Annotated in this window: 17 protein-coding genes; 1 reads left to right on the top strand and 16 read right to left on the bottom strand. The window is 51.4% G+C overall.

What is annotated here, in order from left to right; all coding sequences use genetic code 11:
• Positions 1-11 precede the first annotated feature (11 nt).
• From ACJHWR_RS22420 to traQ, 7 genes are read right to left on the bottom strand one after another with little or no spacing between them, the layout of a single operon-like run.
• On the bottom strand, positions 12-509 hold the full coding sequence (locus ACJHWR_RS22420; RefSeq protein ID WP_000605857.1) for an entry exclusion protein: 498 nt from the start codon (positions 507-509) through the stop codon (positions 12-14).
• 15 nt (positions 510-524) lie between these two features.
• Positions 525-3347 carry a conjugal transfer mating-pair stabilization protein TraG gene (gene traG / locus ACJHWR_RS22415; protein ID WP_001007018.1) on the bottom strand — a complete coding sequence of 941 codons (2823 nt, stop codon included), beginning with the start codon at positions 3345-3347 and terminating at the stop codon, positions 525-527.
• Positions 3344-4717, bottom strand: coding sequence for a conjugal transfer pilus assembly protein TraH (gene traH / locus ACJHWR_RS22410; protein WP_001517790.1), 1374 nt, complete (start codon positions 4715-4717; stop codon positions 3344-3346). Before traH ends, traG begins: the two co-directional genes overlap by 4 nt.
• A complete protein-coding gene (gene trbF, locus ACJHWR_RS22405; protein WP_001389370.1) occupies positions 4717-5097 on the bottom strand; it encodes an F-type conjugal transfer protein TrbF in 381 nt (126 codons plus the stop codon). Before trbF ends, traH begins: the two co-directional genes overlap by 1 nt.
• Complete coding sequence (trbJ, locus tag ACJHWR_RS22400; RefSeq protein WP_001443031.1) at positions 5084-5425, bottom strand: P-type conjugative transfer protein TrbJ; 342 nt, start codon at positions 5423-5425, stop codon at positions 5084-5086. The genes trbF and trbJ overlap by 14 nt, the downstream gene beginning before the upstream one ends.
• Entirely contained in the window at positions 5355-5900 is a 546-nt protein-coding gene (gene trbB, locus ACJHWR_RS22395) for a type-F conjugative transfer system pilin assembly thiol-disulfide isomerase TrbB (protein ID WP_000059851.1), read from the bottom strand. Before trbB ends, trbJ begins: the two co-directional genes overlap by 71 nt.
• The gene (traQ, locus tag ACJHWR_RS22390; RefSeq protein ID WP_000624109.1) at positions 5887-6171 is read right to left on the bottom strand and encodes a type-F conjugative transfer system pilin chaperone TraQ; all 285 of its coding nucleotides are present in this window, start codon (positions 6169-6171) and stop codon (positions 5887-5889) included. Before traQ ends, trbB begins: the two co-directional genes overlap by 14 nt.
• An 80-nt stretch (positions 6172-6251) precedes the next feature.
• Between traQ and ACJHWR_RS22385 the strand changes: the two genes are divergently transcribed.
• Complete coding sequence (locus ACJHWR_RS22385; RefSeq protein WP_001324103.1) at positions 6252-6566, top strand: hypothetical protein; 315 nt, start codon at positions 6252-6254, stop codon at positions 6564-6566.
• A gap of 1 nt (position 6567) precedes the next feature.
• Here the strand turns inward: ACJHWR_RS22385 and trbA are convergent, their stop codons facing one another.
• The 9 genes from trbA to traC are packed head-to-tail and all read right to left on the bottom strand — an operon-like array spanning position 6568 to position 15031.
• The gene (gene trbA, locus ACJHWR_RS22380) at positions 6568-6915 is read right to left on the bottom strand and encodes a conjugal transfer protein TrbA (RefSeq protein WP_001287910.1); all 348 of its coding nucleotides are present in this window, start codon (positions 6913-6915) and stop codon (positions 6568-6570) included.
• A gap of 15 nt (positions 6916-6930) precedes the next feature.
• Positions 6931-7674, bottom strand: a complete 744-nt coding sequence (gene traF / locus ACJHWR_RS22375) for a type-F conjugative transfer system pilin assembly protein TraF (RefSeq protein WP_410226718.1) — start codon at positions 7672-7674, stop codon at positions 6931-6933.
• The gene (locus tag ACJHWR_RS22370) at positions 7667-7924 is read right to left on the bottom strand and encodes a conjugal transfer protein TrbE (RefSeq protein ID WP_000864318.1); all 258 of its coding nucleotides are present in this window, start codon (positions 7922-7924) and stop codon (positions 7667-7669) included. Before ACJHWR_RS22370 ends, traF begins: the two co-directional genes overlap by 8 nt.
• Before the next feature lie 26 nt (positions 7925-7950).
• On the bottom strand, positions 7951-9759 hold the full coding sequence (traN, locus tag ACJHWR_RS22365) for a type-F conjugative transfer system mating-pair stabilization protein TraN (RefSeq protein WP_000821841.1): 1809 nt from the start codon (positions 9757-9759) through the stop codon (positions 7951-7953).
• Complete coding sequence (trbC, locus tag ACJHWR_RS22360) at positions 9756-10394, bottom strand: type-F conjugative transfer system pilin assembly protein TrbC (RefSeq protein WP_000777700.1); 639 nt, start codon at positions 10392-10394, stop codon at positions 9756-9758. Before trbC ends, traN begins: the two co-directional genes overlap by 4 nt.
• An 8-nt stretch (positions 10395-10402) precedes the next feature.
• Entirely contained in the window at positions 10403-11395 is a 993-nt protein-coding gene (traU, locus tag ACJHWR_RS22355) for a conjugal transfer pilus assembly protein TraU (protein ID WP_000830183.1), read from the bottom strand.
• Positions 11392-12024, bottom strand: coding sequence for a type-F conjugative transfer system protein TraW (traW, locus tag ACJHWR_RS22350; protein ID WP_001203720.1), 633 nt, complete (start codon positions 12022-12024; stop codon positions 11392-11394). The genes traU and traW overlap by 4 nt, the downstream gene beginning before the upstream one ends.
• Positions 12021-12407 (bottom strand): type-F conjugative transfer system protein TrbI, encoded by a 387-nt coding sequence (gene trbI, locus ACJHWR_RS22345; RefSeq protein WP_000099686.1) that lies wholly within the window; start codon positions 12405-12407, stop codon positions 12021-12023. Before trbI ends, traW begins: the two co-directional genes overlap by 4 nt.
• The gene (traC, locus tag ACJHWR_RS22340; protein ID WP_001064245.1) at positions 12404-15031 is read right to left on the bottom strand and encodes a type IV secretion system protein TraC; all 2628 of its coding nucleotides are present in this window, start codon (positions 15029-15031) and stop codon (positions 12404-12406) included. The genes trbI and traC overlap by 4 nt, the downstream gene beginning before the upstream one ends.
• Between the last annotated feature and the right edge of the window lie 121 nt (positions 15032-15152).

Genomic DNA, 15152 nt, shown 5'->3' with positions numbered 1-15152 from the left:
CTACAGTTTTCTTATTGCCTGTCATAATAGTCCTGCCAACGAGTCCCAAAAGTATTTCCCGCTGAATCAAAGCCTCCATGCATAGGATATCCGGTTGAAGGGTTATAGTAGATCGTTGGGGTCTGTTCAATGCCCCCGAAGTCTAACTTTTCACTCCCATCATATTGGTCTTTGAGTTGATTTTGCCCCCATTTTTTTATGCTTATGCAACCACTAACTTGCCTTAATTCGTATAGTGTACCAATGATAAAAACCATCAGGCTTAATAACGGAGAGAGTAAGGAAGATACTGGCATCGTTATATACCAAACGCCTTTACTAAACTTAAACTCATCCGACACATCCCGTTTTTTTCGTATTTGAGAGAACAACCAGATAAACAGTCCCTGCCATAGCACTATGAAGAACAGCATAAAAACTGTTTCGGCATTCCCCCAATCAGCCAGATAACAGGCGATAAACTGTATCACTGTTACCAGAGCAATATGGGCTAAACATCTCATTATCATCTCCCAAACACAGTATTATTGCTTATACTTATCCTGATACTCCTTTGCCCTTTTCATCAGTTCCTGTGGACTGTCAGCCCCGGGCATTCTTTCCTGAGCCGACTTTTCTTCATTATATTTATTATTCTGAGATAATGCCTCTGTTTTATGGTGATTCTGCAGTTCAGAATACTGTCCTCTTACAATATTTTCCTCGCCACGTATGCTGTTCTGAGTATCACCTATATTCCCTTTATATTCTGTGACCATATTATCAACCTGATGTTTTACATCATTACGGATATTACTGTCCTGCGTTCTTTGCTCAATAATGGCCTGATGTCCCTGATGGTCAGCAATAATATCCTGACTGCCTCCACCCGAAGGTACGCTCTCCATTCCTTTACCAATATCGCCACGGGATTCCCGCCAGGCATTATCAACACCAGGCTGTATCTGTTCCTGCACAAAAGACCAGGCCATTGCCCGACGGCGTTCTGCAATCTCCGGCGAACTGGTATTTGTCAGAATAGCTTCGGCATCCTGCGGTGCGTGTTTCATCACATACTGTGCAAACTGTTGCGACAAATCTTCGCTCATCTGCCCACTCATGCTTTCAGTACGGGATGCCATTTCAGCATATTCATGGCTGCGGGTCATATTCGTCGTGTACTGGTCGTAACTCTGTTTCGCTGAATTCAGGGCTGCAGACAGTTGATCCACCCGGGAATCAGCATTATTGTCAGTATGGCTGCCGGATTCACTGACTTTGCGACTGGTAAAGTAATCGCTGGCCTCTTTAAAGTCCTTACTGGCTTTAGCGTCAATATCATGACGAGCATCATAGCTGGCCCGTGAACCACTGCTGGCCTGATGCGCATCATCATCACTCCAGTCAATGCCAGCCCGACCACCACCTCTAACGCCTAATCCTCCACCAACACCAAGAATTTTAGGTTTAACCCCCCATTCAGCATGAGCATCTCCATACATCCCGGCAGAAGCTCTCGTACTTCTGGATGCCAGTTCCTGAGTCGCCTGCTCATTACTGATATTATGCGCCTTCGCATAGCTTTCCACTGCACTGCGCATACGGCTGGCCATCATGGAGTCCTGTGCACTCATCGTACTGTCAGCACCACTGGTGACAGAGTCACTGCTCCCCCGGTTAGAACCAAACTGACTGAGCGTGTTCCAGGCACTGGCAATACTGCTGCTGAAACCATGCAGGGCACTTTCTGCTCTGTTCGACGCCTCCCGGGCCATTTCCTGTTGTGCCACTGCAATCTGACGCGTTGCATTGATACCGACCGGTAAACGGGACATCGCTCCGCTTGCATCCATCACCATATTACCGTCACGGGTCTGTGTGGCGGTTGCGCCACTGCCGGTCTGGTACATCATCTGACCAAACGACGTGGTGCTGTTGGTGCTCCAGCTGAAGCCGTTCACGTTTTCCGTCTGCATGTTGCCGTAGGAGTAATTACCGTCAACCACACTACCTGCCGCACTGGCAGTCGGGCTGATAGCAGAGGAAGCGAAATGGCTGTACACACTGGAAAATCCGGCCCCAAGCCCCCTGACCATCATCCAGGATAATGGCGGGATCATCATGGAAAGATACCCGGCAGTGGAAGCCAGATCGGAGTATTTCAGTTGTATCTGTGAAATTTCAGAGAGCACCACCGGCGCACCATTCTGTTTCGCATAAAATGTCATGGCACTGTTCAGAATGGCGTACAAGAGTGGCCATGACTGCAGCCACATCAGGGCAAACACATAACCTTTCAGGACAGACAGCGTCAGTTTGTTGAATACAGCCGCCAGTACCAGGAGCGGGAAAATACCGATGGCGATCCCCGTCAGGATGGTCTGCGTCATGGGCAGTGTCCGCATCGCCACATGACCGATGGAGACATGTGCCAGACGTTGTTTCTCCATCGATGACGTGGTGGCCAGATTCACCAGGCTGGCCGAATCACCATTACGTGCGGCATAACTGGTGATCCCCTCCTTCAGCGCATTGATGGTGACATTCTGGCGGATGATCTGGCTGGCTGATTTACTTGAGCCATAGAAGTAACTGTAACTGTCGCCAATCAGCGTACTGAACAGCAGGTTAGGATCAGGGCGTCCACCAAATAGCTGCTGGGCATAATAATGCCAGGTTTTTCCGCCACTCTGTGTGTCCAGATTCAGCTTGTCTTTCAGCGAAACCGACGCGTCCTTACAGGTTACGAAATTATTATTGCTGTCATAAACGCCCCGCAGCGGGCTGGGGCGGGAAAAAATCAGCGTGTAGGGATCAGCGGAGGCCATCAGCTCCTCCAGCGTGTATTTGTGGTTCAGGTAAATATCCCCCATAACACAGTTCTGCACATAATCCTGGAAAAGATTGGCGATTTCCGGATTGCGGGACAAAAAGTCGGTGCTTTTTGATACCAGTTCTGCGCCAAACAGCATCCCCGTTTTGCTGTAGGTGACACTGTCCGGTTGCGTGAAGATCATCTCGTAACTGGCCACCATTGCATGCCCGATACGGGTCGTCAGTGAAAGTGGCATCGCCAGTCCGACCGGCACATTATCCACCCGGTGAACTTTGACCAGGTCACTGTTATCAATAATCTGCACCGATGTGCGGACATTAACCAGCAGGCTGATAAGCACAAATACGGCCACCCAGCCCAGCAAATCCATCACGTTGTGCCGCTGTACCCACATTACGGCCACCGCGAGAACAGACAATGTGAGCGCAATTTTTTCAATGGAATCCCACGTCCTGGTTCCCATAAAGGCGGCAATGGCGTTCAGGTTATTCCGCAACCACTCACCACCGGCAATCACATAAACTTCATTCACCGCGTGCTCCCTCCGAAGTGATAGTTGTTTTGGTAACGACTGAGCATGCGGGCGGAAAGCTGCTGACGCATGTAGCTCATCTGACGATCGACAACCAGCAGCGCATCCTGCTGTACCTGCACCTGTGACTGAAACGCCGCAATCTGCCGGGTGGCATCATTCATGTTGTCGTTAATATGTCCGATAACCGCTTCGTCATAATTTCCCGTGGCCACCATCGCCCGGGCCTGCTGTATCAGCTCCTGAATGTACTGCAGCAGGATGTCGTAACCGATATAGTCCGTCAGCTGGTAAATCATGCTGTTGGAAACTCCGAGCATCTGCGGGTCAACCAGGTATTTGAAGACGGGGATGGTGGTACTGGAAATAAAGCCTTTTTCCTTGTCATCCAGAGGCGTGTCACTGACCGCCTTGTTCTGAATGCTGGCCAGAAGTTTAGTAATCTGAGACTTCAGTGCATTATCCCGGCTGATAGTCACCGGTGTGTCTGCCACCACTTTCAGGCATTTATCAGAATCGTTGCAGTGATAAATTTTTGCTGTGCCGCCTTCCATCATGGCCCGGATAATTGAGCGGTCAGTGGTTCTGGCTGACAGCGGTGTGATTTCGCCGTTGGGACCAAACACCAGTGAGCCGGTCAGCGTCATCACAAATTCTTTCAGCTCTTTGTTGCCGTCAAACATTCTGTTTTTGGAAAGCGCATTCCACATGATGTTGATGTTTTTGGTCACCCGCTCCTTATCCTTGTCGCTGGCTTTATCCCTGACACTGTCAGATTTCCCGCCAACGGTACATCCCTGCCGGGAAGCCGCCCAGTCAGCAAAAATATTGCTCTCACCGGCAATGTCCTGACAGACTTTCTGCTGGGACACCTGCGTCCGGGGGAAAAGCCCGCCGATAATCCCCTGTGCAGCCTGGCAGGAACTGAGGTTCATACTGTTAATGTCGCTTGCCATTTTCTGCACGAAGTCTTTTGCGGTTTTTATTTCCGGCACCGTTGTCTGCAGGGCAAGGTCAAAAAAGTAACCGGCAGCATTGCTCATAATCTGCTTAACAAAACGCTGCAACTGCTCACCATTAATAAAACTGAACGAGCCGAGATAGGCGTCGATGCCGCCACATCCAGCATTGATATCCGGCAGCGTCATGGAAATTAGCTGAACATTTTTGACCTGAGTACGGGCATACAGGGAGCCACCGTAAGCATAGCCGGCGGCCTGCCCCTGCCAGACGCCCGGCTGTGTGGTATTGGAAGCAAATCCCAGCTTATTAAAGAACTGATTCATGTCGCTGTTCACATCCGCTGACGCTGCAGGCGTCACCGTCAGTAAGGCGGCACAAAGAACCAGAAGAGGTTTAATGCGTGGCATCATTCTTGCCCTCCCTTAATGTGTTCTCCCGGTGCATACGACATTTCAGCAGGAATATCTCGATATTTCCGTATATTAATTCGTACATTGGGGACAGAAAAAAATGTAACAAGAAACCCGGCTGCAAGCGCATATAACGCATACGGAATGGCATATATCAGGATATTCCACATATAACTCGAATTATTTAATTCCGGGTCCGCTTTCCACGAATCAATACAGGCATCAAAAATAATATCCATAACTGTCCATAAAACAATTCCGGCAGTCAGGAATACCAGAGACAACCCAGCATACCTGCCAGTAATTCTGGAAATGTATTTATAATCTCGTTCTGTACTTCTGATTTTGAGCTCAGGATTACTTTTATTTTCTCTCATTATAAGTTCCCTCTGATATTTCCGATGATTCATTCAGACCGGTCATGCGGCTGTAATATATTTCAGACACCGAAATCCATCCCACAATTGCCCCCACAAAAAACACAACAGAAACAGAAAAGGTAAGACTCAGCGAAACGACAATTTCTACAGGGCTGGCGGGATAAAAAAGCCCCTGACGGATAAAGGGGATATTCAGGCTGACGATTATTCCCGTCACGATGCCGGATATTCCGGCAATGAGTAACACCACCTGCTTATTTCGCACCTTTTTTTCCTCCGTACATCTGCAAAACGGTATCCACCCGCGCCATAAAACCGGCGGCATCCGTTGCCCCCTGTAAAAGCGGTAATGCCTCAAGCGTGTTGACGTTGACCAGGAAGGTGGTCGGTGTGGCCACCGGGATATTCGGGAAGAAGGTCTGCATCACCTCCGGTGGCACCGGTAATGCTTCAGGAAAGGCCGTATCCCCCTGACCATCCAGGGTGTAGGAAAAAACGGAAAAGCCGTACTGCTGTGCCAGCTGTTTCAGTACCGGGTCAAACTGGTGACAGTAAGGGCAATGCCCCTGCATAAACAGCACCACCTTCCAGTCGGCCAGGTTAACCTGCCTGCCATTACTGAGGCGGAACCAGCGGGGAGCCGGCTTTGCTGTCCTGGCTGACGTGCCTGCTGCCGGTTGTGCAGGCTGCGTAGCCATACCCTGCGGATTCCAGAGTCGCTCTATTTCATCCCGGGTGGAGGCCTGCACAGCAGCGGCGCTCAGCAACAGGGTGAACAGCAGTGATTTAGTGAGAGACATGTCCGCCCTCCTGCTGCCCTTCCATCATGGCCTGTTGCCTGGCTTCCAGTGCCTCACGCTCTTCCCGGCTGACACGGGCAATCCATGCATCCAGCACCTGGTATGCGCCGAACAGTACGAGAATGGCCGCAATCAGCTCCGCCAGAAAAAAAGCCATCCAGGGTTTGCTGTAAACAAGACGGGCGACGATATGAAACCAGACACCCAGGGAAAATACCCACATTCCCGTAATATCAAGCCGGGGTAAAGAGAATCTGCGTTTACTTATCATGTTAAACTCCGGTTATTATTTACATGAGAGTATTCATGTCTGTAATATTCGCGTTTGTGTGATATTAATCAGAGGTACAAATGGAAAAGCGATCTTTTAAAGAAAAACTGGAAATAATCAGAAACATAATAAGAGAGTCGTTACCGGGAAATGCGGCAATTATTGCGCTGATATATGCAGCATCACATTCATTACCGGTCAATGCCTTCCCTGACTATCTTGTAATAAGTTTATTAAGTATCGCAGCAGGCATCGTTGTATTATGGTTATTTTCAATTATCTATATTTATTTTTGTGAGCTATTCAGAAGCCACTGGATTGCGGTATGGTTTATCATATGGTCTTCAGTAATCAACCTCATTATTTTGTATGGTTTTTATGACCGTTTTATATGACTTAGCCTGTCATAAGCCCCCTTATAAAAAACCACATCACTCCGGACCATACCGATGACAACACAATACAGATAAATATTCTTCTGAACCTGTCGAAGCTCGTAACGTCCGGTAATGCGGCCGCAACTATTGAAACAACCAGTGCTGCGCCCTGACTCATAATTGCACCACACAGAAACCAGAGACTGGCGGTAAGCACATATAAACACGCGATATTAATAACAAGGAAAACCAGTGAGCTCAGGAGAAACATTTTCCTGTCATTACGCTCAGAAAAGAAATAACCGGCAATAATGACAAATATTAACAGAACAACACCTGTAAACATTTTCAAATAATCTTCACTCATAAATCAAATCCGCGATTAAAAATTGGGTTTAAAATCTTCAGAAACGTTCAGGAACTGTTTTGCCAGGTCGTCCTGCGAAATAAAGCCGTATGATAACGGGCGAATACTGCCCTGTTTCGGGTCAACCAGCATCATGGCCGGGAAATATTTCACGCCGAGGCGCTGCACCTGCCCCTGGTCAGTCCGGGAATCCGGCAACAGCGGATTAATCACGCCATCCACGGAAACGGGAATAACACTCAGACCATACGTATCCCGGAAGCCATTAATGACCTGCGCCAGTTGCCCGTCGATGGGGTCCTGCCCCCGGTAAAAAAACATGATGCCGTAGTGTTCAGCCAGTTTCGCAATGGCCTGTCGCTGCTGCGCCTGGTCTGCTGCCAGCTGGTTCCGTACCGTGCCGTTGTAATGGCTGTACTGCAGGTTATAGTCCAGTTCAGGATGTGCCAGCATGGCCTTTCTGGCGCTCATGGTGAAAAGCCCGGCCTGCTGAGTCCAGTAATTTTGCAGCCGGAAATATTTCACAAAATTATCCACGCCGGGATACAGAATGGCTTCGTACAGCGCCCGCTTTGTTGCCGTCTGCAGTGCGGCCAGTTTCTGCATAATATCCGGTTCCTGACGGGGGGCTGCAGATACAGGTTTATTTTCTTTTTCCTTCGGATTTATTTTCTCGTTATACCACTGCCAGCCTGCATCTTTTCCTGACGCCGGAAAAATAAAGCAGCAGAGTAACAGTGGCAGTAATGCTTTATTCATCTTCATTCCTTTCATCACTTTTTCTTTCATCAGGTTTCTGCAGGTCAGTCAGGGCAGAAAAACAAAAATACAGAATAAACAGGAGCACACCGGAGTAAAGGATAACGAAAGCAGCGGCAAGCATCCCGTCTGCCGTGGTTTCTTTTACCGTATCCCACGACCAGATAATTACCGGAGAAATGACAATCGCTGTAATCAAAAGCCGGATAAGAAAATCAATAAAACGGTTCGACGTGAATATGACTTTCATCATTTCCCCCGGTTATTTCCCATACCTTACTGTCCTGCCTGTTTCAGCTGGTCAGCAATCTGCTCTTTCACTTTCTGCGTCAGAACGCCACTGTCCGGGATTTTCTGGTTATTCATCAGGTCTTCGTAGAAGTTAGTGAAATCCAGTCTGTTGAACTGAATTTTCTGCAGCTCATCAACCGTAATCCCCCGACAGTCAGGATGCTTCGCACTACCAAAACTGATACGCAACTGACCGTTGCGCCCCTGCTGCTGGACTATCTGCGCCAGCTTCGAATCAAACTGACAGTAGCTGCGTTTTTTCTCCAGACAGACACCCAGCACTTTCTTCGAACAGAACTCCCCGACGCTGACGGTCAGTTTGTTTGATTTTGCTTTAGCCAGGGCCTTTTCATCACTGCTGCATTTGGCCAGCCCGATATCCTGTCCCCAGCCGCTGTCCTTACAGCAGTTGCTGTATCCGGCTGCAGCCTTCTTACAAAATTTCGCCTGACCGGTGAAAGCACGGACATCCCCCCCGTTCAGCGCCGCAACATCCTTACCTGCTGCGGCCAGTGCCGCCAGCTGAGAAACGGCTTCGGCAAAATCATTACTCTGCCCGCTCTGAGCCTTATCGCATTCGCCATCGAGACAGAATACGTCTCCCCCACAGACCATCACTTTCCCGGATGTTTTTGACTCACAGGAGTACGTGGCATATTCATGCAGACAGGCACCTTCTTCGGAGTAAAAGGCACACTGGTGTGACACCAGGGTACAGGCAGGATTGTCGGTGTAGGTCTGACAGGTTCCCTTGTCTGCTGACTGCGTGACATACGTGTCCCGGTATGCCCAGCAGCTCTGGTACATGCTGTATGACTGACCGTCTTTCACCAGCGTCCTGTTCCCGCCAGCCTCCGTACATTCTGTTTTTGTCAGTTTCCCCTGCTCCTTGCTGAACGGGCAGCTTTCAGACCAGACAACATACGGGGTGTACGAGGCTTTTTTTACCCTGACAACCAGACGCAGCTTCATTGCCGTATGACGTTTGAATTTTGTATTCCCGACCCGGACGGGGTGAGATGACGTAAAAGCCACACCGGCAGTCAGTGTTTTCTGTACTGGTGTAAATGAGGCATCTGCTGAGTATTTGGCATTCCAGCTCAGTGGGGTTCCCAGTACTGTAATTGTCATAGGTACACTCTTCTGCAAGTAAGTACGACTCCAGCTGTAATGCGCATCGACAATTTCACCGGTAACGGGAGAGGTAATGGAGACAACATACTGACCATTCACTTCACGTGCAGGTAGCTGACTCATTTCATACTCCAGCGTCCGGGTTTCCCATGTGGTACTCCCCTGCAGCTCCATACGGGCAGTTCGTGTGCAGTACTGCTCCACCTGTAAATCCCGCTCACAGGTGTAATTCGTGTATTCACTCCTGCTAATCTCCTGCGCACTGCACTGCTGCCCGGTGTTTCCCACAATGCTGTCAGCCCGGTTCACCACATCCCTGCCGGTCTGGATAAACGGTGCATCCGGTGAAAGAATGTCTTTCGGCTTGTTCATGAATGACTCTGTAATGGTTTTTCCGGTTTCACCGGTCGCCCATTCCGTGGTGCCGTCATTTTTCAGGCCGCCATCCCCGCCGGCAGTCACGCCACCGTAATATTTTGTCTCGTCCGGATTCGCGTTATAGCCGGGGATACTCTCCTGTGGCTTAAAGCCCTGAATACTGCTGCTTCCCTGCCCTTTGATCTGGTGAGCAAAATCAGAACCGGCCCGGTAATCACTGTTGCTGTCAGCCTGTGCCATGCCGGCAACCAGAGCCAGTATCAGAGGTAAAATACGTTTCATTTCCCGGAATCTCCTTTCCCTGCCAGTAAATCATGAGCCACCTGCCGGCAGTCACCCGTGGCGGCCACTTTCTCCAGCGCCTGGCCGACCCGCAGGTTTCCCCGGATGATGTCGTATCCCTGACTGCAGAACACCACCAGTGCCGGTACAGTGCGAATGCCGTACTGTGAAAACAGCGTCGGGTCGATCTGAACACCATCAGTCGCTCCGTCTTTCACCAGGGACAACACAGCTTCAGCGGTGGTCTTCAGGTCATTGTTCACCATGCCCCGCAGTGTGGCCGGAATACCGTAGTGCCGGGTTTCGCCCAGCATTCGTTTCAGCCCCTCTTCGGGAATGGAAAACGACACAAAATACAGAGCACCCTGCCGGGGTTTCCCGTCCTGCGAAGCCTGCTGTTTACGAACCAGCTCATCCAGGAAATGGTTATCTGAACGCTGAAGGGGGGTTTCCAGCACCTGTTTCTCCGCCCAGGCTTTCAGCTGATGGTCAGGTTTTTCACGCAGTTGTCTGCTTAAATTTTCCTGCTGCTTCAGGAACTGGCGGTTTTCAGGAGTGTTCACGTTTTCTGACGCCATAACCGCCCCGTTCAGCATCATCAGCAGTGCTGCCAGAGATTTCATACTCAGCTTCATCATTCACCTCACAGGAAGACACAGTTACGTTTACGCCACATCAGGTAGCCGAAGTTTTTCTTTGTGTTGGGCGGATTTTTCCCGGTTTCCCAGCGGGTCACGCTGCGCCCGAACGGGTGGCACTGCCCGCTGTCCGGATACATATTCACCATCTGGTAACGCCAGCGTTCTTTGGGCAGGATTGGGGACGGATATTCATTACAGACGGCGTTATTTTTCCCGATGGTTTCCATAATCATGCCCTGACGGTGCAGCTTGAACGCCATGCGTTCACTGACCAGCAGGGAGGACTGCAACGGACTGGACTCATTACTCACCCAGCCATTGAACGGGTACATACTTCCCTGCGAACCGGCACACCAGAACAGAACATCGAGAGGCATATTAAAGGCGCTGGCAATCGCATCTGCTGCGCAGGCTCCCTGTGCTATCGGATTGGCAAAGATGACAGCTTCCGGATTGAGAATGGTGGTCAGGCTGCTGTCCGTCCAGGTGGGGTCGATTTCAGAAAGATAAGCGATATCCAGGTCACCACCTTCCAGACAGCCCAGCGATGTGATGATGTTCAGCCAGTACGTCAGCGGGTATTTGTACCAGTGAACGTGATAGAACGCCCCATTTACCTGCTTCTCATCCTTTTTCGCCGTTCCCTGTGCCGTTTTACCAAAAGCCGGCAGGCTGAAGCCCAGGTTCACCATGCATCCCGGTGACCGGGTGACGTCCGTCAACGCCATCGGCTCCCAGTAACCAATGGCCAGCCCGATACGCCTGAACAGCGGCGGCGGTGCCGGACAAATCTGAATGGGCATCGACGGGTTCGCCGTGTCGGGGACCTTACCCTGACTGACTTTGATACTGCCCAGCGAGAGCGGGAAAATACAGCTCCAGCAGATATCTGTGATCGGGTTTACAAAACGCCCCTCACAGGCAGAATCCGCAGACGCCGCAGGGACATGACCGGCGAAAAGGAATAACATCAGCAGCCACAGCCTTCGCTTCATTTTCTGCCCTCCTCTGCCGGAATAAATTCCACCTTCAGGAAGCGATCGCCGGGAACGGCGCTCACCCGTGCCGGGACCTGATCAATGCCGAGGCGCTGGCAGAGCACACCGTTCTGGTCAAAGTAAACACGGCTGTCCAGAGACTTCTGCATCTCCGGGATACTGCCCTGCACGAGGATAATTTTGCTCTCCAGTGTGGGCGGCGTCTGGCGTTTCATCCAGGCCACCTGCGCCGGATCATCGCCATTGATGAAATACAGCGTCTGGTTAAAAGGAACATACTGCAGCGGATTCATCACTTCACCCTGACGGGCAAACACCCGCCCTTCGTTATCCCGGATATCCGCAGCCAGTCTGACGGACGGGTCAAACAACCGGCTGCCGTATTTCTCCGTGCGTCCGATACCGGGCACGGCAGGGGGCCGCAGACTGTTGCGGATCACCCGCTCCTTAAAGGCATCCATTTTCCGGCCCATCTCACCGGACTGCTCCAGTGCCGTCAGGCGCTGCATGATCACCGTCAGCATGTCCGGCTCCTTTACCGGCCACAGATCGCCCCAGGTACCAAGATCGGCGGCGGCCACACTCTGCCCCCATATCAGCAGGGCAATCAGCCCCCGGCATCTCATGGTTCCGCCCTCATTCGCCGGGCAATATCCTGCTGGATTTCCCGGGTGATATCCGGTGCCCCCTGTACCACAGCAGGCGACACCAGAATGACCGCGTGGTGTTTCTGCTGCCACGCCTGCAGGCTGGCTTCCAGTGCCGTGTTAAAACGCGCTGAAAGGGCTTTTGACTGCGCTTCTGACAGTTGTTTCTGACTGGCTCTGTCAAAAAACGCATCCACGGTCTGTTTCATGTTGAAGGCGACAGTCACCGGTGCGTTCAGTCTGACAATGCCGTAACTGACGGCTGCGTTCAGTAACACCATTGCCAGGCATCCCGGCACCGTCCACCACCAGTGGCTGCGTCGTTCTGCCATGACGTCGGCGGGTTTCTGCGTTGAACTCATGCCACACTCCTGTATTTCTCATGTTCTTCCAGCCAGGCTTCCAGCGAAGCCATTTCCGGCCCTGACTTCTTCCACGCCAGCTGCCACACTGCCTCATGAATACTCAGCCCCTCTTTACGCTTCTGCTGCACAAACTCAAAATCCGGGCCGTCAGAGCTGTACATGGCGCGGCTTAACGGGTCCACAAACAGACGGTGCCAGGAGGAATGGTTTTCCACCTGCAGCAGGAAGGAACTGAACCACTGGTCTTTGGCCGCACCAAACTTACCAATCATGTCGCGCTGCAGTGGCAGGAACTGGTCCGGATACAGTTGGTTGTATTTCGCGAACTCCTTCGCACTCTGTTTGAGGATAATTTTGTAGGAGGAGTTACCCCATGCCGCGCGGGCAGCACTGGAGGCCTTATCAGAGTCAAAGTCGACGATGTTCTGTGTGATGGTGATATAGGCACCGGTATGACGGCGGGCCGTACGGTAGCCTTTCTCAATAAATTCACCGACCTTGTGATTTTTGAAGTCCAGCAGACGCCAGCCTTCATCAATAACGTTCAGTTTCTTGAGGTTACGCGGCGTGCGGTACATCCTGTTCTCGATGTAGATAATCAGGGAGAACATCACCGCAACCAGCAGTGACGGACGGTCTTCCAGTCCGCCCAGCTCCAGCACCACCATTTTTGCGTCATCCCGCAGGGACGGCTCATCAGAGTTAAAATACTGGCCGTAAGTGCCGTTGGCAGTGTACTGGTCAAGCAGCACAATCATTTCGTCCAGACGGCTGCGGATAGTCGGTGACTCGGCATACTGCTCGCTGTCACTGGCGTTTTTCAGGAAATCCACCACGTCATCAATACGTGCTCTGTTCTCTTTGGCCAGCCAGGAGGCTCTGACCGCCTGCAACAGCAGACCTTCATGCACTTCATCCAGGTTACCGTTGGGGCTGGCCATCACTGACAACTGGTCACGGACACGCTCCGCTGACTGGTCAATATCGGTGATGTTCGCAAACGGGTTAAAACGCAGGGTTTCACCGTCCAGATACACCCCGCCCATGTTCTCACACAGGGACTTGTATCCATCCCCCATGTCGAACACCACGGCAAAGCCTCCGGAGTCCAGCACGCTGCGGATAAGTGGCTGTATCAGCCCGGTTTTACCGGCCCCGGAGGTGCCACAGACCGCCATGTTGTAGTTGGTGTTATTCATCCCCCGGAAGAAAATATCGATAAACGCCAGCTGGTTACGGTAGGTGGGTGCCAGCAGACCTGCCGGTGTCAGGGGGTTATCCGCCACTAACGGCATCAGGTTGGCAACATTAAAGCTCTCTGCGCGCTGAACCACTCCGGCCTCTTTCAACTGTTTAAACAGCCCTTTCCCGGCCATAAAGGGCAGGCAGGTCAGGAAATTGCGCATGTGGTTAAAGCGCGGTGAAATCAGCTCAAAACCGTTTTTACGAAAGCTGTTCAGGATGTCCTGCTCCACTTCCAGCGCCGTTTCATTATTGTCCTTGCAGAATGCTGTGATGTTGAGGAAGTAGGACACCACGGAGGACTGACCGGAGCCCAGCCGCTGACGCAGTTCCCCCCACTCCTTCGCCTCTTTCTCCACGGACGGAAACCATTTGGCATAGGAGGTCTTCGACTTTTTCTCCAGGTCCATGTACTTCAGGTTGGCTTCGCTGTGGGTTTTCACCTGGTCTTCCACCACCAGAGTCAGCGTCAGGATGAACGGACAGGAGATGGACAGTTCCGGGTTCAGCAGGTTGCTGTAGTTGTCGGCCACGTTCCACAGGAAGGCGATTTCCGGGTTACGGGCCAGATGGAAATTCAGGATGCGGGCCGTGCTGTTCCTGCCGTTCTCACGCAGGCCCAGCGTCAGGTAATCAGCCCGGACTTTCAGATCAAAACTGTCCTCCACACACTGATAATTCAGATCAGAATACGGGTCCAGCTGACGTCTTTTCGGGTACAGGGAGTCCGGGTTATGGTTAATCATCTCCCCGACAATATCGATAAAGGCCTGTGCATCCACCGTCTGTGTGGTGATACTGGCCCCCTGTAACGACGCCCGGATGATTTTCACCAGGTTTTCCATTTCCAGAATGTCGGCCCGGCTTTTTTTCTTCGAAGGAGAACAGTACGAGATAAACACCCGGTAATGGCGCAGGGTCAGGGGCAGATTCATCCCCTCCGGCAGCGGAAACTGTGTCGCTGCCGCTTTCATATAATAGGCCCGGGTAATGGCGTTAAACCGTTCAGCCTGTTCACCTGACCAGGAGAACTCACGCAGCCCGTATTCAATCCTGTCACCAACCAGCTGACTGGACATCAGATGGATACACAACGGAATACCGCGCGGCAGTTTGGTGCGCAGCATGTGATCGAGGGCCTCCACAATGGACTCATTCGCCCCATTGATGGGGATGGCTTCCAGCATAAAGCCCATCGTGGTGTCATTCATGAACAGACCGGATTCCTGGTTGTAATCACGGTACGGCAGCAGACGGCTGAACTGCGGGAAGCTCATTTCGCCCAGAACTTCATTGGCCTTTGCGGATTCGTCAGGCAGTTTCAGTGCTGTGACGAGGGAGTTAACCGCCTGAGTGACGGCCTCAAGTGGGTTATTCACATGAATTCCTTAGTTGAAAAATAAAGCGAGAAATGCGGTAGCCATGAAGGGAATACCTGTAATTAACGCGCCATTTCCCGGCGCATATACAAAGATTTCTGTTTTCTGAATATCCACTCAT

The organism is Escherichia sp. WS568 (assembly GCF_046486085.1).
Lineage (GTDB): Bacteria > Pseudomonadota > Gammaproteobacteria > Enterobacterales > Enterobacteriaceae > Escherichia > Escherichia coli.
Note: the sequence above shows the minus strand (reverse complement) of the source record. Positions and strands in the feature narration are given on the sequence as shown.

Bases quoted from the DNA above. Each gene is read 5' to 3' on its own strand.
- ACJHWR_RS22420 (WP_000605857.1), bottom strand. From the start codon at position 509: ATGATAATGAGATGTTTAGCCCATATTGCTCTGGTAACAGTGATACAG.
- traH (WP_001517790.1), bottom strand. From the start codon at position 4,717: ATGCCACGCATTAAACCTCTTCTGGTTCTTTGTGCCGCCTTACTGACG.
- traF (WP_410226718.1), bottom strand. From the start codon at position 7,674: ATGAATAAAGCATTACTGCCACTGTTACTCTGCTGCTTTATTTTTCCG.
- traN (WP_000821841.1), bottom strand. From the start codon at position 9,759: ATGAAACGTATTTTACCTCTGATACTGGCTCTGGTTGCCGGCATGGCA.
- traW (WP_001203720.1), bottom strand. From the start codon at position 12,024: ATGAGATGCCGGGGGCTGATTGCCCTGCTGATATGGGGGCAGAGTGTG.
- trbI (WP_000099686.1), bottom strand. From the start codon at position 12,407: ATGAGTTCAACGCAGAAACCCGCCGACGTCATGGCAGAACGACGCAGC.
- trbC (WP_000777700.1), bottom strand. From the start codon at position 10,394: ATGAAGCTGAGTATGAAATCTCTGGCAGCACTGCTGATGATGCTGAAC.
- traU (WP_000830183.1), bottom strand. From the start codon at position 11,395: ATGAAGCGAAGGCTGTGGCTGCTGATGTTATTCCTTTTCGCCGGTCAT.
- ACJHWR_RS22385 (WP_001324103.1), top strand. From the start codon at position 6,252: ATGGAAAAGCGATCTTTTAAAGAAAAACTGGAAATAATCAGAAACATA.
- trbB (WP_000059851.1), bottom strand. From the start codon at position 5,900: ATGTCTCTCACTAAATCACTGCTGTTCACCCTGTTGCTGAGCGCCGCT.
- trbA (WP_001287910.1), bottom strand. From the start codon at position 6,915: ATGAGTGAAGATTATTTGAAAATGTTTACAGGTGTTGTTCTGTTAATA.
- trbF (WP_001389370.1), bottom strand. From the start codon at position 5,097: ATGAGAGAAAATAAAAGTAATCCTGAGCTCAAAATCAGAAGTACAGAA.
- trbJ (WP_001443031.1), bottom strand. From the start codon at position 5,425: ATGCCGCCGGTTTTATGGCGCGGGTGGATACCGTTTTGCAGATGTACG.
- ACJHWR_RS22370 (WP_000864318.1), bottom strand. From the start codon at position 7,924: ATGAAAGTCATATTCACGTCGAACCGTTTTATTGATTTTCTTATCCGG.
- traQ (WP_000624109.1), bottom strand. From the start codon at position 6,171: ATGATAAGTAAACGCAGATTCTCTTTACCCCGGCTTGATATTACGGGA.